Source organism: Serratia sp. NPDC087055, assembly GCF_044900985.1.
GTDB lineage: Bacteria > Pseudomonadota > Gammaproteobacteria > Enterobacterales > Enterobacteriaceae > Serratia.
Map to the genome: position 1 here is coordinate 1,641,567 of NZ_JBJDOG010000001.1, position 20,428 is coordinate 1,661,994.

23 protein-coding genes are annotated in these 20,428 nt (G+C 52.5%); 6 read left to right on the plus strand and 17 right to left on the minus strand.

From position 1 onward, the window contains the following. Positions 1 to 14: 14 nt before the first annotated feature. Positions 15 to 764, minus strand: a complete 750-nt coding sequence (locus ACI2J2_RS07690; protein ID WP_404759782.1) for an SDR family NAD(P)-dependent oxidoreductase — start codon at positions 762 to 764, stop codon at positions 15 to 17. A gap of 344 nt (positions 765 to 1,108) precedes the next feature. On the opposite strand from ACI2J2_RS07690, the gene ACI2J2_RS07695 reads away from it, so the two are divergent. Together ACI2J2_RS07695 and ACI2J2_RS07700 are read left to right on the plus strand one after the other, a co-directional pair. Further along, positions 1,109 to 1,648 (plus strand): dihydrofolate reductase family protein, encoded by a 540-nt coding sequence (locus ACI2J2_RS07695; RefSeq protein ID WP_404759783.1) that lies wholly within the window; start codon positions 1,109 to 1,111, stop codon positions 1,646 to 1,648. Further along, on the plus strand, positions 1,645 to 2,208 hold the full coding sequence (locus ACI2J2_RS07700; protein ID WP_404759784.1) for a TetR/AcrR family transcriptional regulator: 564 nt from the start codon (positions 1,645 to 1,647) through the stop codon (positions 2,206 to 2,208). Before ACI2J2_RS07695 ends, ACI2J2_RS07700 begins: the two co-directional genes overlap by 4 nt. Here the strand turns inward: ACI2J2_RS07700 and ACI2J2_RS07705 are convergent. The 8 genes from ACI2J2_RS07705 to ACI2J2_RS07740 form a co-directional block, all read right to left on the minus strand. Next, positions 2,191 to 2,787: an ATP-dependent Clp protease proteolytic subunit gene (locus tag ACI2J2_RS07705; RefSeq protein WP_404759785.1), complete on the minus strand. Its 597-nt coding sequence runs from the start codon at positions 2,785 to 2,787 to the stop codon at positions 2,191 to 2,193. The two genes, ACI2J2_RS07700 and ACI2J2_RS07705, sit on opposite strands and share 18 nt — an antisense overlap. A gap of 41 nt (positions 2,788 to 2,828) precedes the next feature. After that, entirely contained in the window at positions 2,829 to 3,167 is a 339-nt protein-coding gene (locus ACI2J2_RS07710) for an SRPBCC domain-containing protein (protein WP_404759786.1), read from the minus strand. Continuing rightward, positions 3,164 to 3,478 (minus strand): helix-turn-helix transcriptional regulator, encoded by a 315-nt coding sequence (locus ACI2J2_RS07715; protein WP_209632834.1) that lies wholly within the window; start codon positions 3,476 to 3,478, stop codon positions 3,164 to 3,166. The genes ACI2J2_RS07710 and ACI2J2_RS07715 overlap by 4 nt, the downstream gene beginning before the upstream one ends. Before the next feature lie 79 nt (positions 3,479 to 3,557). Further along, complete coding sequence (locus tag ACI2J2_RS07720) at positions 3,558 to 4,829, minus strand: NupC/NupG family nucleoside CNT transporter (protein ID WP_404759787.1); 1,272 nt, start codon at positions 4,827 to 4,829, stop codon at positions 3,558 to 3,560. A 142-nt stretch (positions 4,830 to 4,971) separates the two neighbouring features. Then, positions 4,972 to 5,910, minus strand: a complete 939-nt coding sequence (locus ACI2J2_RS07725; protein ID WP_265557003.1) for a pseudouridine-5'-phosphate glycosidase — start codon at positions 5,908 to 5,910, stop codon at positions 4,972 to 4,974. Next, a complete protein-coding gene (locus ACI2J2_RS07730; RefSeq protein ID WP_209632831.1) occupies positions 5,907 to 7,025 on the minus strand; it encodes a PfkB family carbohydrate kinase in 1,119 nt (372 codons plus the stop codon). The genes ACI2J2_RS07725 and ACI2J2_RS07730 overlap by 4 nt, the downstream gene beginning before the upstream one ends. A 561-nt stretch (positions 7,026 to 7,586) precedes the next feature. Continuing rightward, positions 7,587 to 8,012, minus strand: a complete 426-nt coding sequence (locus tag ACI2J2_RS07735) for a universal stress protein (protein WP_404759788.1) — start codon at positions 8,010 to 8,012, stop codon at positions 7,587 to 7,589. Positions 8,013 to 8,157: 145 nt separating this feature from the next. Beyond that, positions 8,158 to 8,676 (minus strand): hypothetical protein, encoded by a 519-nt coding sequence (locus tag ACI2J2_RS07740; RefSeq protein WP_209632829.1) that lies wholly within the window; start codon positions 8,674 to 8,676, stop codon positions 8,158 to 8,160. Between the two features lie 282 nt (positions 8,677 to 8,958). Here ACI2J2_RS07740 and metQ point away from each other — a divergent pair, with 282 nt between their 5' ends. Continuing rightward, complete coding sequence (gene metQ / locus ACI2J2_RS07745; protein WP_209632828.1) at positions 8,959 to 9,774, plus strand: methionine ABC transporter substrate-binding lipoprotein MetQ; 816 nt, start codon at positions 8,959 to 8,961, stop codon at positions 9,772 to 9,774. Between the two features lie 61 nt (positions 9,775 to 9,835). Here metQ and ACI2J2_RS07750 read toward each other — a convergent pair whose 3' ends face one another. From ACI2J2_RS07750 to ACI2J2_RS07770, 5 genes are all read right to left on the minus strand, one after another. Beyond that, complete coding sequence (locus ACI2J2_RS07750; protein WP_404759789.1) at positions 9,836 to 10,609, minus strand: SDR family oxidoreductase; 774 nt, start codon at positions 10,607 to 10,609, stop codon at positions 9,836 to 9,838. 131 nt (positions 10,610 to 10,740) lie between these two features. Next, the gene (locus ACI2J2_RS07755; protein WP_404759790.1) at positions 10,741 to 11,658 is read right to left on the minus strand and encodes a sugar ABC transporter substrate-binding protein; all 918 of its coding nucleotides are present in this window, start codon (positions 11,656 to 11,658) and stop codon (positions 10,741 to 10,743) included. Between the two features lie 63 nt (positions 11,659 to 11,721). Next, entirely contained in the window at positions 11,722 to 12,750 is a 1,029-nt protein-coding gene (locus ACI2J2_RS07760; RefSeq protein ID WP_209632825.1) for an ABC transporter permease, read from the minus strand. A gap of 17 nt (positions 12,751 to 12,767) precedes the next feature. After that, positions 12,768 to 14,252, minus strand: a complete 1,485-nt coding sequence (locus ACI2J2_RS07765; protein WP_209632824.1) for a sugar ABC transporter ATP-binding protein — start codon at positions 14,250 to 14,252, stop codon at positions 12,768 to 12,770. A 174-nt stretch (positions 14,253 to 14,426) separates the two neighbouring features. After that, positions 14,427 to 15,356 (minus strand): sugar ABC transporter substrate-binding protein, encoded by a 930-nt coding sequence (locus ACI2J2_RS07770; protein WP_404759791.1) that lies wholly within the window; start codon positions 15,354 to 15,356, stop codon positions 14,427 to 14,429. Between the two features lie 533 nt (positions 15,357 to 15,889). Between ACI2J2_RS07770 and ACI2J2_RS07775 the strand changes: the two genes are divergently transcribed. From ACI2J2_RS07775 to dcuR, 3 genes are all read left to right on the plus strand, one after another. Beyond that, positions 15,890 to 16,732 carry a class I fructose-bisphosphate aldolase gene (locus ACI2J2_RS07775; RefSeq protein WP_209632823.1) on the plus strand — a complete coding sequence of 281 codons (843 nt, stop codon included), beginning with the start codon at positions 15,890 to 15,892 and terminating at the stop codon, positions 16,730 to 16,732. 123 nt (positions 16,733 to 16,855) lie between these two features. Next, a complete protein-coding gene (locus ACI2J2_RS07780) occupies positions 16,856 to 18,457 on the plus strand; it encodes a sensor histidine kinase (RefSeq protein ID WP_404759792.1) in 1,602 nt (533 codons plus the stop codon). A 3-nt stretch (positions 18,458 to 18,460) separates the two neighbouring features. Further along, the gene (gene dcuR / locus ACI2J2_RS07785) at positions 18,461 to 19,174 is read left to right on the plus strand and encodes a two-component system response regulator DcuR (RefSeq protein WP_404759793.1); all 714 of its coding nucleotides are present in this window, start codon (positions 18,461 to 18,463) and stop codon (positions 19,172 to 19,174) included. A 73-nt stretch (positions 19,175 to 19,247) separates the two neighbouring features. On the opposite strand, the gene ACI2J2_RS07790 is transcribed toward dcuR, so the two are convergent. The 3 genes from ACI2J2_RS07790 to ACI2J2_RS07800 all read right to left on the minus strand — a co-directional run bounded on the left by ACI2J2_RS07790 (position 19,248) and on the right by ACI2J2_RS07800 (position 20,329). Then, complete coding sequence (locus ACI2J2_RS07790; RefSeq protein WP_209632820.1) at positions 19,248 to 19,601, minus strand: hypothetical protein; 354 nt, start codon at positions 19,599 to 19,601, stop codon at positions 19,248 to 19,250. Between the two features lie 17 nt (positions 19,602 to 19,618). After that, complete coding sequence (locus ACI2J2_RS07795; protein ID WP_265557011.1) at positions 19,619 to 19,936, minus strand: hypothetical protein; 318 nt, start codon at positions 19,934 to 19,936, stop codon at positions 19,619 to 19,621. Between the two features lie 174 nt (positions 19,937 to 20,110). Beyond that, positions 20,111 to 20,329: a hypothetical protein gene (locus ACI2J2_RS07800; RefSeq protein WP_404759794.1), complete on the minus strand. Its 219-nt coding sequence runs from the start codon at positions 20,327 to 20,329 to the stop codon at positions 20,111 to 20,113. Positions 20,330 to 20,428 lie beyond the last annotated feature (99 nt).

Here is a 20,428-nt window from a genome sequence, read left to right on the forward strand (position 1 = left end):
CATTCCAACAAGCATTAATGTAAGCCGCCGCCGACGATCAAGTTCTCACCCGTCACCCAACCCGCCTCATCCGACGCGAGATAAGCCACGGCCGGCGCAATGTCCTCAGGCGTGCCAATCCGGCCCAGCGGCGTAATTGACTCAATGTGCGTTTTAAACCCGGTGTCAAAGAAGCCGCTGTCATGCACACCTTCGGTTATAACCAGCCCCGGATTGACCGCATTGACTCGAATATTTCGCCCACCGAGTTCATTAGCCAATGTCTTGGTGATTGAATCCACCGCAGCTTTTGACGCGGTATACACCAGCGAATTGGCTGGCGTAAACGAAGTTACGCTAGAGCTAATATTGACGATGCTGCCACCAGATTCCGGCATAGCGGCAACCGCCGCCCTACAGCAATAAATCAGCCCTTTCACATTCAGATTAAAATGTCTCTCATATTCGCTATCGCTGAACGCTTCCAGACTGTTCGTCGCATAAACCCCGGCATTATTGACCAATACGTCTAACCGGCCATATTGCTCGACAATTTCTTGAATCAACCCGTTAACTTCGGCTTCGATACCGACGTTAGCCTGCAACGGGAAAGCGACGCCGCCTTGCTCATTGATCGCTTTAACCAATCTATTGGCATCGTCTTGCCCACGGGAATAGTTAATGAAAACAACGGCGCCTTCTGCCGCCAGGCGTTTAGCAATCGCTGCGCCAATTCCCTTTGAACTGCCTGTAACCAGGGCTACTTTATTTTCAAAGCGTTTCATTAGTCATTCTCCTCGGTGTCAGTAAAATTCAGGGAGGAGATTACGTGGATCACGCGCAATGCGGCATAGCTGGACGAACATAAAATCTTATCGAACGAACAGCATTGTCAGCATGTAAATTGAGCGCCCGACAATAAACGCGCAATCAGAATGACAACCACAGGCGGCAACCATCCCCTGCTCTGCTTTACGATTTTTGCTGCATAGTTCTGCGAGTACGGAAATTGAGAGTTCGTCAGTTATCTCAATCCACGCCCCAACGTGGATTTTTTGTTTTAACCGATGATATTGATTTTGAGCCACGTCAGCGCAATAATATACAGCGTATAAATATGGAGCGCTCAATGGTTACCGCACACGTTTTCATCGCATGCAGTCTGGATGGTTTTATCGCACGGCAAAATGGCGACATCGACTGGCTATTGCAACGCGACACCTCGGCCGAAGATCATGGTTTCGACGACTTTATCGCTGACAAAGACATGATCCTGATGGGAAGAGGCACTTATGAAAAAGTGCTCACCTTCGATCGCTGGCCTTATAACCTCCCGGTACTCGTGCTGTCCGAACAGTTGGCCAAAGAACCGGTTCCTCTGGCTCTGGAGGGCAAAGTCCGGTTCTCCACTCTCACGCCAAAGCACGCGCTGGAGTCCTTGGCCGAGCAGGGAGTGCATCGGGTGTATGTTGATGGCGGGCAATTAATACAGTCCTTCCTGCGCGAGAGGCTGATCGCCGATATGGTGATCACCACCGTTCCCGTGCTACTGGGTTCGGGCCGGCCGTTGTTCGGCGATATGGCACAAGACATCGGTTTAGCACTGGTATCAAGCCGAAGCTTCCCTTCGGGCCTGGTGCAGTCCCACTATAGGGTGCTGCCCCAGTGACGCGCCCACGCGGACGGCCGACCAACGGCAAAGGGGTGGCGCGAGATGACATTCTGAATGCCGCTCTTGGCCTGATGGGTGAAAGTGGCGGACAAGGGCTGACGATGCGTGCCCTCGCCGCCCGGCTTGGCGTCACACCAATGAGCCTGTATCACCACATTGGTGACCTTGCCGGGCTGCTACGCGCCTTGTCGGATCGCGTTTATGCGGAAACGCTGGCAGGATTGGACGGGTTGCCAGATCATCAGGCAGAAATTCGCACTTTGCTCACTCGCTACCACCGTGCTGTGGGTCACCATCCCCAATTAACGCTGGCGATTTTTGCTACACCCGAAGCCTTTGCCGGGGTAACCCGTCAGATCACCGATCGCCTCATGGCCTTGCTGGCCAAGATCACGACAGATCCCCTTCTTTGGCGCGATATTTTGATTGATCATGCGCATGGCAGTGGCTTGGCCCTTGTTTCGGTTCGCGGCGAGCCCCTACAAGTCCAGGCACTACAAAAGCAATATCAACAGGCTCTTGATCGTCTGCTGAACACGTTATCCGCGAGCGCGTAGCACCTTATCAATCAACCCCCACTCCGCCGCCTCATCAGCACTCATAAAGCGGTCGCGATCGAGAACACGCTCGACCTCTTCATAGCTACGGCCACAGTGTTCGGCGTACAGCCGGATCACGGTGTGCTTGGTGCGCTTCATCTCTTCAGCGTGGATCAGAATATCTGACGCCTGTCCCTGAAAACCTCCCAGTGGTTGGTGCACATGCAAGCTAGCATTGGGCAGCGCCATGCGATGCCCCGCTTCCCCCGCCATCAGCAACAATGATCCCATCGAACGCGCGGTGCCCATACATAGCGTATGCACTGGCGCATTGATGTATTGCATGGTGTCGTAAATGGCAAAACCACTGGTGATCACGCCGCCCGGCGAATTGATGTAAAGATTGATCGGTTTCTCTGGATTTTCAGCCTCAAGAAACAGCAGCTGAGCACAGAGCATTTCAGCCACCTGATCGTTTACCTCGCCGTTCAGGAAAACGATACGGTCACGCAGTAAGCGCGAATAAATGTCGAACGAACGTTCTCCCTGGCTGGTCTGTTCCACCACCATAGGGACGAGCAGCATCGATTCACGCATGGGTGAACTCCTGTTTTCAGATTGAAAAGATAAATTGAACGTCAGGCAGCGCGCATCAGGTGGCATCCGCTGTCGTTCGCTGCCGTTAACCGGTCGTCGTCCAGCCGGTGAATAACACGCAGCAGGCTGCCACCCGCCGCGGTGGGCTGAATTTGCAACGTCACGGTGCTTTCAAGGAACGGAGGTTGATCATCACGCATCCGGTAACTGATTTCTTTGCCTGGTGTCACCGCGACAGGTTCAGCATCGGCCAATGTAGTATTCGGTAACCATTGTTCGCGCAATGCCGGGATGCCAATCGCCCGCCAGACCTTCTCTGCCGGTGCATCGAGACGGTATTCCAGCACCAGTGGCTGCGGGTTGGCATCGGTCGGGTTCATTGGTCCATCTCCTTTAACAACACGTTAAGCCTGTCGATACGTGCCGGCCAGAAGGCACGGTATTTATCCAGCCACTGGGCTATCAGTGCCAGTCCGAGTGGATCCACCTGATAATTGACGAAACGGCCCTGGCGCGCTTCGCACACCAGACCAGCCTGCCGCAACACCGCCAAGTGCTGTGACATCGCCGATTGGCTGATAGGCATACCTTCACGCAGCGCGCTGGCATTCATGCTGCCAGCGGCCAGTTTCTCGAAGATGGTGCGCCGGGTGGGATCCGCCAGCGCTTTGAAGATGTCATTTTCATTCATGACTAAACATTAGTACTCACTTATCTAATGCGCAAGTTTACAGCGCAAGATAACGGCTGACGGTTAAACCAGGCAGAAATCATCCTGCAAGGGTCAGCGCCCCCAAACCGATAAACAACCCGGCGATAGTGGCGCTCATCAGATTAGATAATGTGGCGGCCAGCAACGCGCGCAGCCCCAGGCTGGCAATATCTGAAGCCCGCTCAGGGGCTACCGCACTGAATGCCCCAACCACCACGGCGATCGAGCCAAAGTTGGCGAACCCGCACAGCGCGAAGGAAATCACAGCGACAGTTTTTGGATCCAGCACGGCAACGGTGTCTTTAAGGTAGGCAGAAAAATTTACGTAAGCGACAAATTCGTTGATGGCCAGCTTTTGCCCAATCAGGCCGCCAACCAAGCCTGCGTTGTCCCAATTAACCCCCATGATGTATGCCAACGGAGAAAACAGATAGCCGAACAGCCTTTCCAGGCTCAGGTGTTCCCAGCCCAACAGGCCGCCCACGCCCCCAATCAGGCCATTAATCAACGCAATTAACGCCACAAATGCCATCACCACGGTAGCGACACCTACCGCAATTTTCAGCCCGAGCATTGCGCCGCCGGCCGCCGCTTCGATAATGCTGGCAGGACGTTTTTCGCTAAATGACATTTGGCTGAACTCGACCTGCGACACCTCGGTTGCCGGGCTCAGCATCCGTGCAAACAGTATCCCTCCGGGGATCGCCATCAGCGAAGCCGCCAGTAAATATTCAATAGGTACGCCAAGGCCGGCGTAGCCCACCAGCATCGATCCGGCGATCGACGCCATTCCGCTACAAATCACGGTAAACAGCTCATTGCGGTTCATCTTGCTAATAAAAGGCTTCAGGACAGCCGGCAGCTCGTTCTGCCCCAAAAAAATGGTGGTTACCGCGGCAAAAGCCTCGACCTTGCTGATCCGCAGCATTTTCTGGAAAACATAACCCAATAGGTTAATCGCCCAGCCCATCACGCCCAGGTAATAAAGAATGGAGATCAGCGCAGTAATAAAAATGATTGCCGGCAGAACATGAAAAGCGAAAACGAAACCCGCGCCGTCAAACAACACATTCATTTTCGGCCCAACCAAGCCACCGAAAATAAATGCACTGCCCGCATCGCTGTACGAAATAACTTTATTGACGCCACCGGCAATCGCATTAATCACCCACTTACCGGCGGGCACATACAACATTATCGCGCCGAGAAGCACTTGCAGTATTAATGCACTGCTTACGGTTCTTAGGCTGATTCTTTTTCGGTTGTTGGAAAAAATAAACGCAATAAGGAGAAGAATACAGATACCAAACAGACTGCGCAGCAAGTCCATAAATCCATCCTTTTGTATCCGGTGTATTTCAAGCCGCAGCGTTGCTAACGGCAATACATGCCGCATCTGTAAGGGGCGAATAAATTCGCCCCGATTCACTCAAGCGGGGTGAAGCGCCCCAATCCTATCCCCGCACAATGTCTTAGGCCGCTTCCTCCTGATAACAGCACGCAATCTGCGCAGCCAATTTGGCGTTGTTGAACACCAATTGAATATTGGCGGTCAGGCTGTCGCCACCGGTCAGTTCAGCCACCCGGGCCAGTAAAAATGGCGTGCTGTCCTTCCCCTGAACGCCCTGTTCAACCGATTCACGCACTGCCCGCTCAATGGCGGCGTTAATTTTATCTTCCGGCACCGCATACTCCGCAGGGATCGGATTGGCAATCACCATGCCGCCCTCCAGGCCCGCCTGCCATTTGGTTGCCATCGCCCGGGCAATTTCCGCCGGAGCATCCAACTGAATGCTCACGCTGAAAGGGCTGGTGCGGCAAAAGAACGCAGGCAGCGTTGGGGTCTGATAACCAATCAGCGGCACACCGTGCGTTTCAAGATATTCTGTGGTCAGCCCTAAATCTAAAATGGACTTGGCGCCGGCGCAGATCACCGCAACGTTAGTGCGCGCCAGTTCCTGTAGATCCGCTGAAATATCAAAAGTGTGCTCAGCACCACGATGTACTCCGCCAATGCCACCGGTAGCAAAAACGTGGATGCCCGCCATCTCGGCGATAATCATGGTGGAGGCCACCGTTGTCGCACCCTGTTTACCGGCAGCAACGATAAATGGCAGGTCACGACGACTGACTTTCGCCACCTTATGGCCTTCTTTGCCAAGCAGTTCGATTTCCTCGCGGGTTAACCCCGCTTTCATGCGGCCCTTGATAATGGCAATCGTGGCGGGCACCGCGCCGTTGTCACGGATCTTTTGCTCAACGTCCAGCGCAGTCTGTACGTTTTGCGGGTATGGCATGCCGTGAGAGATGATGGTGGATTCCAGAGCCACAACCGGGCGCTTATTGGCCAAGGCCTCGGCAACTTCCGGCGAAATATCCAGATAGTCATGGGAAATAAGGGTGTTTTTCATGATTGTAGCTCCAACAGTTTTTGAACGCTGCCATTCGACAGGTTAGGGTTATTGGTGAACTCGCAAGAAAGCGTTAATGCCGAACAGCCTTGGGCAAAACGAATGCTGTCTGCCAGCGTCATATCTTCCAGCCAACAGTGAGCCAGGCCCGCCATCATGGCGTCTCCGGCACCGGTCACGTTGACAATGTTGACGGCCAATGGCCGTGACCAACCGTTTTGCCCGTCGATTTCGCTGTAATAAACGCCCTCGGGCCCCATGCTGAGCGCCAATCGTTGCACCCCTTGTTGGTGGAACCATTGGGCAATCGGGTGCGCGTCCTGTGGCCCGTGAATGGGCATGCCGCTGAGGATTTCGGCTTCGAGGCGGTTCGGTTTGAGCGTATGAATATGGGAGAGCCAACGGCGGATTTTGGGCGCTTTAAATGCCGATACGGTATCAACGAATACCGGTACGCTGCCGGAATGGCCGAATAACCAAGCCAGCGCATCCTCCGTGAGATTACAATCCACTACCAACACTCCCGCATGCTGGATCAGATCTTTAGAGGTGGCCAATAATGCCGGCGTGAGTTTTTCAAGGATCCGCATGTCATTAATGGCTACCAGCATTTCTCCGCTGTTATCGAGCAAAGAAACGTAGGTTGAGGTATTTTCGCCATGCAATTTATGGAAGTTATCGATATGCACTCCCGCCAGCTTTGCCTGCTCCAACAATGTTTCACCATAAAAATCATTACCGACAACGGAAATAAGGTGGCATTCTCGGCCTAGCAACGCGATATTTTGTGCAATGTTTCTGCCTACACCGCCTGGCGTACATTTTATTTTTCCTGGATTAGAATCCTCATAAACCAATTTAGATGCGGCATAACCACAGACGTCCATATTTGTCGAACCGACGGTGACCACATAACTGTGCTCCGACAATATATAGCCCTTGCCTTTTATATATCCTTTATTAATTAAGTTCATTATGTGTCCGGCGACACCAGAGCGGCTAATACCTAAAACATCGGCAATTTCCTGCTGTGGGATCAAAGGATCACGTCTCAGAATATGCAATATCTGTTTTTCTCTGCTGGTCATATTGGACACTTGTTTGTTTTTAAACATGAGTTTGTTTTATAACGACCATGAAATTCAGTAAAGTGAGATTCATATCTTTAACGAGGATTTGGGAAGGCGATCGTAATGCGGATGAATGAAGTTTCAGCAGTAATTCTGTGATAGTCATCAAATTATAAATGCGGTTTTGGGGGGAGGAAGTAGCCTAAAATAATCATTAGCCATAACACAGTATTTTATTCTGACAATAATTCTAGTAAAACAAATGGATAGCGTTTTTGTCTTAAGAGACTAACTTTTGTTTGGTTGGTAGAGTTTAATCGATTTGTGGTGCAGTCTGAAAAAAAGCCATCCCGCAGAAAAGAGATGGCTTTCACAGTTGTCCTGACAACAGGACAGCAGACCAAAATGCGCGGACAACATGAAGAAACGCTGGCTGCTCTGAACAACGATGATCGCGGCGCGTGTCGCAGTGAAGCTGATGAAAAATCCCGGTGCGTTCAACACCTACGCCCCACTCGGCACGGCTCTCAATGCGGCATAACGACTTTTTCACTCAGTAAACCCACCGTTTCCCTGCCAGAACAGGCGACTGGCAGGGTATGAAGACTATGACTTAATCGGGATCACCAGTACGTCAAGGTTCAACTGGTTGATGGCATGCTGGGTGGAGGAAAAGAGCTTGTTCCACAGGTCGTGATGATGGCCGAAGATCACCAGATCGATGTTTTTATCCACGATGGCATTCTTCAATTCTTCAATGAAATCGCCGCGCCCAATAATCACCTCGTTGATGGGGTAGTTCACGTTTTGGGTCAGTGGCTCCATCTCTTTTTTGATCTTGTCTTCAAAAGACACCCCATCGTAATTTCTCTCTGAAAAGCCAATCGCCGCGTGGTAGGTATCATAGTGAACATCGACGTAGATCAGAGAAAGTTTTGCCTGCAACGCGTCGGCCAGCCTCGCGCCTTTTTCCACCAGCCGTTTGCCGTCATCACTCAGGTCGGTGGCAATCACAATATGTTGGTAATACATAGCGCCTCCTGTCATTGATTCATAGAGACCCCAACTTGCGCGGCAACACTTATGTTGCCCCGTTATGGATAATTTTAGTTCAGAACCCTGTGGGATGAGCGAGGATATTGCGGTGGAATGGCCCCTTTACCGGGGCCAGGCAGGCTCAGCGTACGCGTTGTGCCTCAAACCACACATTGCATACCGACAAGATCAACGTGTTGGCGTCTTTCACCAGCACATTGTCCCCCGGGACACCGTCAGTGCCCTGATCGGTGATGCCTTTGATCGCAGTATCCGCATGCTGGATAACGACCCGCTCAACCGCAGGTGTACTGATCCCCAGCATTGGGAAGTCGATATAAGAACTGCTGCCGGAGTTGTCCTCGACAAACTCCTGCGCCTCTACCGTGCTGACGGTAGCACCATCACTTTTCAGCGTGGTGCCATTCCAATTGAAGCCATCGGTCTTATAGCTGATTTTGCCGCCAATCAGGCTTTTCGCCTGTTGTTCGTCCCAACACCCCACCGTTTGCGTCGGCAAGATCTTGCTGACGTGCCAGTTGCCCAACAACGTTTTAGGGATCGGTTCTGCCACGGTTTCCGCCGCCTGAACCTGAATCGCTGATACGCAAGTCAAAACCACCAATGGCAGCAGCGCCTTGCGCCACATGTTAAATTGCATTTTTATTTTCCTTTGGCTATTTGCGCCCCAGGAGGGCTTTCCATCATCATAATGAGCCGGTGGAACCTGCGTCAAAATAAACTGACTACCAAGGGCACAAACAGGATATCGACACAGAACCCAGGCGGGTTGCGCAAGTTTGACACAGCCTGATGCGCTCATAGCAAATCGCTATTAATCATAGTGAATCAGTATTTTATTTTAGCCAGGTGATTATCTAGAGTCACAGCCACTATTGAGCCTGCGATAACCAGCAGGCTATTTTGACAAGGACTCTGGGAAATGACATTGACTCTGAAAAAACTCACCGCGGCGCTGGCAATAGCCAGCACCCTCCTGCTGACTGCTTGTGGGCCGACGGCACAAGACGATCACCATATCAAAGTCGGCATCAGTGCAGGTATCGATCAGTCACTGTGGGCGGTGGTGCAAAAAGTTGCCAAGCAGAAGTACGATCTGGATGTAGAAGTGGTGACATTCAATGATTACGTGCTGCCCAACGAAGCGCTGAATAATGGCGATCTTGATATCAACGCCTTCCAACATAAACCTTATCTGGAAAAGCAGAGCCAGGAGCGCGGCTACAAACTGGTCGCAGTGGGGAATACCTTTGTTTTCCCCATTGCCGGTTACTCGAAAAAAATCACCGCTATCAGCCAACTGCCAGACGGCGCTCAAGTCGCCGTGCCGAATGACCCGACTAACCTTGGGCGATCGCTCCTCCTGTTACAAAAACAGGGGCTGATCGTGCTGAAAGACGGAGTTGGGCTACTGCCAACCGCGCTGGATATCGTCAGCAACCCGAAGAAACTGAACATCGTCGAGATCGAAGCGCCGCAATTGCCGCGGGCATTGGATGACAAACAGATTGCGCTGGCGATTATCAACACCAACTACTCCAGCCAGATCGGCCTGTCACCGGCCAAAGACGGGTTGTTTGTCGAAGATAAGAACTCGCCTTACGTCAATATCTTCGCCAGCCGGGTGGATAATCAGAACAATGAAAACGTGAAAAATCTGGTCAAGGCCTACCAGACCGATGAAGTTGCCGCCAGCGCTGTCGACATCTACAAAGGCGACGCGGTTAAAGGCTGGTAATCTGCACCTCCCCCCATGGTGACCATCATGGGGGATTTTTCCCCCTATTTTTGTTCGCTTTTCACCCACCAAGCCCGCGATGTATAGATACGCCGCCATCGACCAGCATGGCGGTACCGGTGACGAATGACGACGCGTCAGAGGCCAGATAAAGCGCCGACCTGGCGATCTCTTCGGGAGTGGCCAACCGTTTAAGCGCATGTAGGTTAGCCACTTGCCTCAATGCCTCGGGGGTATTGCTCATTTGTCTCCCCATGTCGGTATCTGTGCCGCCGGGCAGCAATGCATTAACCCGGATCCCCAGGCCACCAAACTCCACCGCCAGAGCCTGCGTCAAACCAATCAGGCCCGACTTGCTGGCGGCATAAGCAGCAGTACCAGGGAAGGCCGCAGTATGGCCGACAAAGGTGGAAGTGAAGATCACCGACCCTGCCCCGCGGGCCAGCATGGCGGGGATTTGATATTGGGCGCCATAGTAGGCGCTGGACAAATTGGTTTCGATCACCTCGTGCCACTCATCCGCATTTAACGCCAATGATGGGCGCAATGGCCCCAGCGTACCGGCGTTGTTAAAGGCAATGTCCAAACCACCAAACGTGCCGACCGCTGTATCGACCAAGGCTTTAGCAAAGGCTTCATCCCTGACATCCCCTGCCACCCACTCGGCCAGGCCACCCTCGTACCGAATGTCCATCGCCAGCTGTTCAAGCTGCTGCTCGCGCCGAGCCCCCAATACCACCGAGGCGCCCATCCGGGCAAAAAGCAACGCTGCGGCCCTACCGATGCCCGAACTGGCACCACTGATAATCGCTACCTTACCGCCCAATGTGTTCATTTATCATCCTCATCAAGTCAGGAGACCACATTGTGGGGGAATAGGTTATGTGATGCTCGCTGTAAGCGGACATACAATTGACGCGAAAAAAGCGCTGCATGCAGCGCCCTTTTAGCGTTGTAAAACCGCGGTTACTTCGCCACGTATTTCTGCATATTGGCTGGGGTCACCAGCTCGAACGGGATCCAATAGTAAGGATCGAGCTTTTCACCTTTAATCATGCGCTGTGCCACGTCAACCGAGGCCTTGCCTTGGCCGACAGCATCCTGAAATACCGTTACCTGCATCTTGCCGGAAGACAACGCTTTCAAGCCGTCTGGCGTCGCATCTATGCCGCCAATCAACACCTTACTGTCCTTTTTGCCCGCCTGTTGTAACGCCATGATCGCGCCAATCGCCATCTCGTCGTTATTGGCCGCGATAATATCGATAGGCTCACCGTTGGTGATCCAATTGAGCATCAGATCCATACCCTCACTGCGCGAGTAGTTGGCGCTCTGCTTTTGCACGACTTTCATTTTCGGGTACTTCGCCACCACCTCCTCCACATCCTTGGTACGTTGCAGCGCACCGGCGTCGGTCAGGTTGCCGATCATCACGGCGACGTTACCCTGATAGTTTGCCAACCGCGCCAGCTCCTCCATCTGCAATGTACCGGACTGCTTCTCGTCGGAGCCAACAAACATCACGCCAGACGGCAGTTTATCGTCACCCGGCGTGCGGTTCACATACACCAGCGGTATACCGGCTTTAGTCACCATTTTGGTGATAGCAGGCGTGCCTGCTGAGTTAACGGGATCGACAATAATCGCGTCCACCCCGGCGCTAATAAAGTTCTGCACCTGATCGGTTTGGCGGCCGACGTCGCCACGTGCATCTTCAAATTGCACGTTGATACCGCGTACCTTGGCTTCTTTGTCGATCGAATGGCGAATGATGGTCAGAAAGTTTTGGTCAAAATAGGCCATCGATACACCAATGGTTTCCGCCAACACCGACGTGGAACAACTGAGCGCAGCGACCAACACGATTCTTTTTACGTATTTCATGGCGATTCCCCTGAGGTAAAAAAAAACCGCCGGGCAAATTGCTCCGGCGGGGATTTACGGCAATCAGTGTTTTTTGCGGTTGCGCCGCATGTCGATAGAAACTGCAGCGACGATAATCACGCCTTTGATAATGTCCTGAATATAGGAGTCCACGCCGACAAAGGTGAAACCACTTTTAATCAGCCCAAGAATGACCGCGCCGATCAGTGTGCCGGTAATACGCCCGACGCCCCCCATCAGGCTACTGCCGCCAATCACCGCTGCGGCGATAGCGTCCAGCTCGTAAGACATGCCCATGCTCGACTGGCCGCTGCTGACGCGTGCCGCCAAGACCACGCCCGCCAGGCCCGCTAGCCCCCCGGCAATGGTATAGACCATCACCAGGTATTTATTGACGTTAATACCGGACACTCTGGCGGATGTCATGTTGCCGCCAATGGCGTAAATGTATTTACCGTAACGGGTGTGTTTCAAGGCGATATGGAAGATCACGGCTATCACCAGGAAGATAATCACCGGCATCGCACCTTGGCCGATGGACGTAAACCCGTCTGACAGGAAGCTGACCGGGTTACCCTGGGTGTAGTACTGCGCCAGACCACGTGCCGACACCATCATGCCCAAGGTGGCAATAAACGGCGGGATACCGGTGCGGGTAATCAGGAATCCGTTGATAAAGCCACAAAGAATACCCACGCCGATCCCCGCACCAATCGGGATTGCAGCGGGCAGATCAAGCAGTGCCGGATACATCGGTGAGATACTGTCGGACGTTTGCGCCAGGCTGGCCGCGACCACGGCGGTCAAGGCAATCAACGAACCGGAAGAGAGATCGATACCGGTAGTGATAATGACCTGAGTCACCCCCACGGCGATAATACCGATAATTGCCACCTGTAACACAATCAGCAGCAGGCGGTTAGGGTTCATCAGAAATGATTGGTCACGGATGTACCAACCGAGAATTTCAAACACCAACGCAATACCGATCATCACGATAAAGATACCGGTGTCTTTCGGCATTTTGCCACTCAGGCCAGAGAACAGCGGCGCTTTACCCGCAAGCGGTTTCTCGACTTTTACATTACTCATGGTGGTTCACCTTTGCGTTATTCAGAGGCCAGCGCCAGGATTTTTTCCTGATCCGCGTCGTCTTTATCCAAAATGCCGGTAATACGGCCACCGTGCATTACCATCACCCGATCGCTCATGCCGAGAATTTCCGGTAATTCAGATGACACCAAAATAATGGCGACGCCACGGTTCGCCAGCTCACTGATCAAACGATAGATTTCTGCCTTCGCGCCCACATCAATGCCGCGCGTAGGTTCATCGAGGATCAAGATTTTCGGTTGTGCCAGCAGCCAACGGGCAATTAACACTTTCTGCTGATTGCCGCCGCTCAGGTTATTGATGATTTGGTCCATGGTCGGGGTTTTGATATTGAGCTTTTTGATCTGCTCCATACAGTCTTTGGCCATCTGCACATGGCTGACAAACCCATTTTTGCCAATGTATTCCGACAGGTTGACGATACTCATGTTCTCGACCACCGACAGCACCAGAAACAGCCCTGATTTCTTGCGGTCTTCGGTGAGAAACGCTAACCCGAGCTCAATGGCGCGGGACGGGGAATCCACCTTGGTGGCCTTGCCTTCAATAAAGATGCTGCCGCCGTCCGCCGGGTGCATACCGAACAGGCTTTCCATGACCTCACTACGACCGGCCCCCACCAACCCGGCAACACCGAGGATCTCGCCGCGTTTAACGCTGAACGAAATATCATGGAACCAGTTGGCACGACGCAGCCCTTCGACCCGCAGCACTTCCTCGCCGATATTGTTGTTAAATTTGGGGAACATCTGGGTCAGTTCGCGCCCAACCATCATGGTGATCAGCGACTGTTTAGTCAGGTTTTCGGTTTTATCGCAGGCGATAAACGTACCGTCGCGGAAAATGCTCACCTCATCGGTGATGGCAAAAATCTCGTCCATCTTGTGGCTGATATAAATGATGCCTTTGCCCTGCTCGCGCAGTTCGCGAATGATGGCAAACAGGTGTACAACCTCGCCCTCGGTCAGCGCCGACGTAGGTTCGTCCATGATCAGCACATCCGCGTTGTAGGAAACGGCCTTGGCGATCTCGACCATTTGCTGGTTAGCAATGCTCAATTCACCCACCAGCATTTCCGGCTTGAGCTTGATGTTCAGTCGGGCCAACAACTCGCGGGTTTTCTTGTTCAGTTGGTCATGATTCACAAACCCAAGCTTTGCCGGTTCGCGCCCCAACCAGATGTTTTCTGCCACCGTCATATAAGGCACCAGGTTGAGTTCCTGGTGAATCATGGAAATACCCGAATGCAGTGCCTGCAGCGTATCGCTGAAAGTCACAGGCTGGCCTTTTATTTTTATCGTGCCTTCATCAGGGTGATAAATGCCGATTAAGCATTTCATCAGCGTGGACTTACCCGCGCCGTTTTCGCCCATTAACGCGTGTACGCTGCCTGGTTTGATTTTAATTGAGACTTTATCCAGCGCCTTCACGCCGGGAAACTGCTTACTGATGCCTTCAGCCTCAAGAACATAAGGATACATACAAATAACCTCCGCCGTTCGTCAATGCATCCCTGCCGTATTTACCGCCGTTTGCCGGGTAAATACGGCAAAGGATATATACCCGTCGCCTTCAAGCTGCAGTGTTGTTGCCTGCTTTTCCTTACCCCAGTTGCAGCTTGAAATTCATCAGGTATAACCGCGCTGTCTTAACGCTTACTTTCTGTTCTTGTCGGCAAATTCTTGATAATTGGCCTTGGTAATCAGCTGATACGGGATCAGTACGTTGCTTTCCACTTTCTCGCCTTTCACCAGCTGAATGGCCGTTTGCACCGCACCTTCACCCTGCCCTTTGGCGTCCTGGAATACGCTCAGCGCCAGATCGCCCTTCTTGATGAATTCCAGCGCGTCCGGTGTACCGTCAACGCCGGCCACCAGCACGCCGCTCTTCTTCGCCTGCTTCAGCGCGAGGATCGCACCAATCGCCATTTCGTCATTGTTGGAGGCAATAGCGTCAATTTTCTGACCGGTCAGCGCCCAGTCGGTGGTGATGTCGACGGCTTCTTTACGGCCCCACTTAGCCGTTTGCTTGTCGAGGATTTTGATGCCGGGGTACTTGGCCGCCACTTCTTCCACGCCACGGGTGCGGTCACGGGTCGCCTCATTGGAAAGTTCACCCATCAGGATCATCACATTGCCCTTGCCGTTCATCAGCTTGGCCAACTCTTCCATCTGCAGCTTGCCGGCCAGTTTGGAGTCTGAACCGACGTAGGCCATGCCTGCCGGCAGCGTGACTTCCGGACGGCGGTTAACAAACACCAACGGGATCTTGGCTTTTTCCGCCAGTTTGATCATCGGCTTCACGCCCTGGGTATCGACCGGGTTGAGAATGATGGCGTCGACGCCTTGGCTGACAAAGTTCTCGATCTGTTGGATCTGCTGGGCAATGTCCCCTTTAGCATCTTCAAACTGACCGCTGACATTGCCGTCCTGTTTCATTTTGTTCTGCATTGACTGGCGTAGGATGGTGAGGAAATTGTCATCGAAATAAGCCATTGAAACGCCGATTTTGATGTCTTTAGCCAATACGGTGGCCGGCAACATGCACATCAATACCGAGGTGACGATCAGTTTCTTCAGCTTCATGTTCTGTACCCTTTAATTGTTAGAGTGAAGAGGCCTGTTGATTTGACAGCTAATGAAAAATATTTTTTACATTCAAACAACAATCCGGTCGATGTTATCCCTTTGATACGGCAGATTTATCGCATTTTCGCCGTATCCAAGCGGTGCGTAAAATTTTGATCTACGTCTCAAAATAGATTAGAAACAATACGTTAAAACAAACACTCTTAAGGGGAGTTTATCTTCCCACCTCGCAATCAAATGTTTATTTCATAATTGAGATTATTGAAACTTTTTAACCTAAACAAGCGAAACATGCGTTTTGGAATAACCAAGTAACAAAAACATGACACGGATCTAACAAATGACGTAAAAGCCATCAGTGCGACCGTTCCTTTAGTGCGTTAGGCTACGCAGAAGCCCCACAGCGATGAAAAATGGCGGCGCGATTTCTTCGAAAATATGCGAGCAAGCGCGCAGTTTGTGGATCCGCTGTTTCATCCCCCGCGTTACTCGACAATACTGAATGGACAGTATTTTCAGGAGGATCTGACATGCAGCTCAGCAGTAAGGTACGCATGAACCGGCTGTTTAATAACGGCAAGTGCCTGGACGTGGCGATTGACCATGGCATCGCCAATGAGCCCGATTTTTTAATCGGTCTGGAAGATATCGAACGCGTGATGGACAGCCTGATTGTTGCCCGGCCAGACGCCATTCAGGTCAACTATGGCCAAGCGGATTTGCTGCAACGGTCTGCGCAACGTGATAAACCGGCGCTGGTGATGCGCACCGACGTGGGTAACGCTTATAACGCCGCACGCCACCGTGAAATGTGGGCGGTATTGCATAACCCCGAGGCGCCCATCCTTGCGGCATTGCAAATGGATGCCGCTGCCGTGGTGGTTAACCTGTACCTCATCCCCGATGAACCCGGCATTTTCCGCCAGTGCGTAGACAATATTGGTCGCCTGCGTCATGCCTGTGAACGCTATGCTATGCCATTGATGATCGAACCCCTGGTGATGGCCCCCGCTGGTCAGGGTTCGGCTTATGGCTCGTTGGGCGACGTAGAAAAAATGGTTCCGCTGGTGCGCCTGGCACGCGAACTGGGCGCCGACATCATCAAGGCCGATCCCACTGACCAGGTGGAGGATTTCCATCGTATCGTTGAGGCGGCACGCTGCCCGACATTAGTGCGCGGCGGCGGTAAAGGCGAACTGGGCGCGGTGCTGGAGAAATCCGCCGCGTTAATGGCACAGGGCGCATCCGGTATGGTTTACGGCCGCAATGTGTATCAGCACAGCAACCCGTCCAACGTGGTGAGCGCACTTATGGCAATCATCCATCAGGGTGCCAGCGGCCAACAGGCACTGGAAATCTATCATCAGCCCTGATACCCGGCTTTTGTAATTAAAATAATCCCTCACCCGGCGGCAGCATGTTATAACCTGCTGCCGGTCGCTGCCCTGCACGTCATTCCTCGCTATTATCCTGATATACCCATTCGGAGAACCGCTATGCCAAAACAACGGGTACCGTTGAAGCTCAGTACTACTCTCACGTTGATGGTGTCTGCCATCATCGCTTCGGTATTGCTGGTGGTGTATGCGCTTTTTTTTGTGCAGATGAATCACGAGGGGCAGGATCAGCAACGCCAGAAGGCAATGGCAATCGCCGAAACCCTGGCGCTGTCCAGCAACGTCATTGATGGCCTGTTACACGAGGACCACAGCGGCGCAATCCAGCGTTTTGCCGAGCAAGTGCGCCAGCAAAACGAATTGCTGTTTGTGGTGGTGGTCGATATGAAAGGCATCCGCTATTCGCACCCCAAACCTTGGCTGATCGGTCAACATTTTATCGGGACCGATTTGGAACCTGCATTGCAAGGCAAAACCAACAGCGCTATCAGCCGCGGAGCATTAGCCCCCTCACTGCGCGTGTTCGCCCCCGTCTATGACAGCGAACGGCGGCAGATTGGCGTGGTGGCGCTCGGCATTGCGCTCGACACCGTACACCGAGTGGTGGGCGAAAGCCGCTGGATAATCTACTGGACCATCGCCTTCGCCGCGCTGGTCGGTACGCTCGGCACCTTCTTTTTGGTGAAGGCGCTGAAGCGCATCATGCTCGGTTTTGAACCTTACGAAATCTCTAACCTGTTCGAGCAACGCAACGCCATGCTGCAATCGATTAAAGAAGGCGTCATCGCGGTCGATAACCAGTCACGCATCACCATTGTTAATGACGAAGCCAAGCGCCTTCTGCGCCAAAGCGGGCCATTCGAGAACCTGTTGCTGGAATCCGCCAGCCGGTATTGGCCTGCTCAACTGCATCTGGCGGAAGTTTTGGCCAGTGGCAAACCGCTGCGTGACCAACAGATCAACTTTAACGGCAGTGAACTGTTAACCAACACCGTGCCGGTGATCGTTAAAGGCCAGGTGATTGGCGCCATCGCCACCTTCCGCGATAAAACCGAGATCAGCCAATTGGTGCAACGCCTGAGTGGCATGGCGCACTACGCCGATGCGTTGCGCGTGCAATCTCATGAATTTATGAACAAACTGCATGTGATCCTCGGTATGTTGCATATGAAGGCCTATCAGCAACTGGAAAACTACATCATCAACACCGCCAGTAATTATCAGGAAGAGATCGGCGCGTTGTTGCGGAAAATCCAGTCGCCGGAAGTGGCAGGCTTCTTTATTGGCAAGATCAGCCGTGCCCATGAAGCCGGTATTGAGTTGACCATTGATGAAGCCAGCCTGCTGCCCGAAACCGACGATGCGGAAACGACCCACGTGCTGATCAGCGTACTGGGTAACCTGATTGAAAATGCCATTGACGCTATCGATGGCGTTGAAGGGCATGAGATCAACCTAAGCTTTCATCACAATGATAATCACTTACACTGTATCGTCAGTGACGACGGCCCCGGTATCGATCCTGCACTCGGCGAACGCATTTTTGAACAAGGCGTATCCACCAAAGGACCGGGGCGCGGCATCGGTCTGGCGCTGATTCGCAGCAGCCTGGAGAAACTGGGCGGCAGCATTGATTTCGAATCTGAACCGGGTGAATTGACCCAATTTTTTGTACATATTCCCTATCAAGCCAAGGGCTGAACCATGATTAACGTATTAATTATTGACGACGACCCGATGGTGGCGGAGCTGAACAAATACTACCTGAGCCAGGTCAGCGGCTTTCACTGCCAGGCGACGGTCGCTACGCTAGCGCAAGCGCGTGCGCTATTGGCCTCCCCCGATGTCAGTATCGATCTGGTGCTGTTAGATATTTATATGCAGCAAGAGAATGGACTGGACCTGTTGCCCGGCCTGCGCGAACTGGGTGAGAAAACCGACGTCATCATCATTTCCTCCGCCAGCGACGTGGACACCGTACAACGCGCCTTGCACTACGGCGTGGTGGATTATCTGATTAAGCCCTTCCAGTTTGGTCGTTTCAAAGAGGCGCTGAGCAACTACCAACAGCAGTCGCAGATCCTGGCACAGCGCGAATTCTCACAAGGGGATGTCGACAGTTTGTTGCGCCGTCAGCCTAACAGCGGCGAAAGCAAAAAACTGCCGAAGGGATTAACCAGCATCACGCTGAGTACGGTATGCGAATGGATTGAACAGCAGCACGACGGGGAGTTTTCTACCGATAACCTGGCTAACGCCATCGGCATCTCGCGGGTGTCCTGTCGAAAATACCTGATTTATTTGGCGGAGAGCGGCATTCTGGGCACCCGGATCCTCTATGGCACCACCGGCAGGCCGGTTTATCTTTACCAGTTAAAGCCAGACGCGATTGCCATGTTGAAAGAGTATTGCCGCTAGCAATATCCCCGGCAAAAGCCGGGGAGTAATGGGCCGTTGGCCGCACCAACTGGCACAGCCCCCGCAGCAGGCTTTAGCGATACCCTTTAAAACCGGGGAAACTCATCCCACCGCCCGGCAGGTAGCAACGTTTGCTATGCTGCTGTTTGTTTTTGCCACAACGGTATTCACCATAGTGGGTGTTATGCTGCTGCCGGCTCGCATGTTCCGCAATTGCTCGCGCTTGTTCCTTCGCAATCGCCTCGTCATTGGCCTGCGCCACAGCCTCGGCACTCCATATTTTGTGCTTAAGCACACTGCGCTTTTGCTGATAACTCTCAGAGATTTTATTATCCGACGGTTGTTCGCCGTGATACTGCAAATCAACCAACGCCAGTGCGGAGAAAGAACAGCATTGCACTACGCAGGCAAGAAAAATCCGTTTCATTGATGCATTCCTAAGATTTAATCGGGTTGTGCAGGTGACGACACATCTGCCAGCGCGTGATGCTCTGCGAGCGAGGCCGTTACGCACTCCCGTTGCTGACGGGTAGCCTCCAACGCTTTTCGCTGAGCGCGCAAAATGGCAAGCTGCGCCTGTTCCATGCGTATTTGCTCTACATGCCACACATGTCGCATCACTCGATTTAGCCGCTGCCGATAATCAACGGTAACGCCACTTTCTCCTGAGGGTAAAGCTGGTGGGCGCCTGTCGACAAACGAATAACAACAGGAAGACGCCAGCAGCGTTAATGCCGCCGTCATCACAGAAGGCAATTTCAAAATATTAAACTCCATGTATGCCTATGGGGAGGCGTATTCTCATTTCATCCATGAGAATTCCCTTGATAACTAAATAACCCACTGTCAAAAAACAGATTACGCGATAAACACTAAACCTTAATGAAATAGAAGATACTGAGGAGCATAATCGGTAGATACAATATATTTAGCTGCTTAACGATCCCATAATGCTGACCAGTCTATCGTTCCACCAATACTCGGCTGCCCTTGGTTTAATACCGTGCCGGCTGGCTCACCGGCGCTGATGCGCTGCTTTTGTTCCCGTGTCGCCGGTGAAGGCTGCTCCCAACCGGTATGAGATATACCAGGCTCAATAGCACTGCAACCGCTCAAGGTGATTAATAGCCCAAGGATCCATTGGCGTAATATCATATGTTCTCCTTTAAAATAGACGCAACCGTCAGTGACAGTAAATAGAAAATCACTTTTTTTAGTTTATTAACGCTAATTCAGCCGTGCTGGAACGAGGCC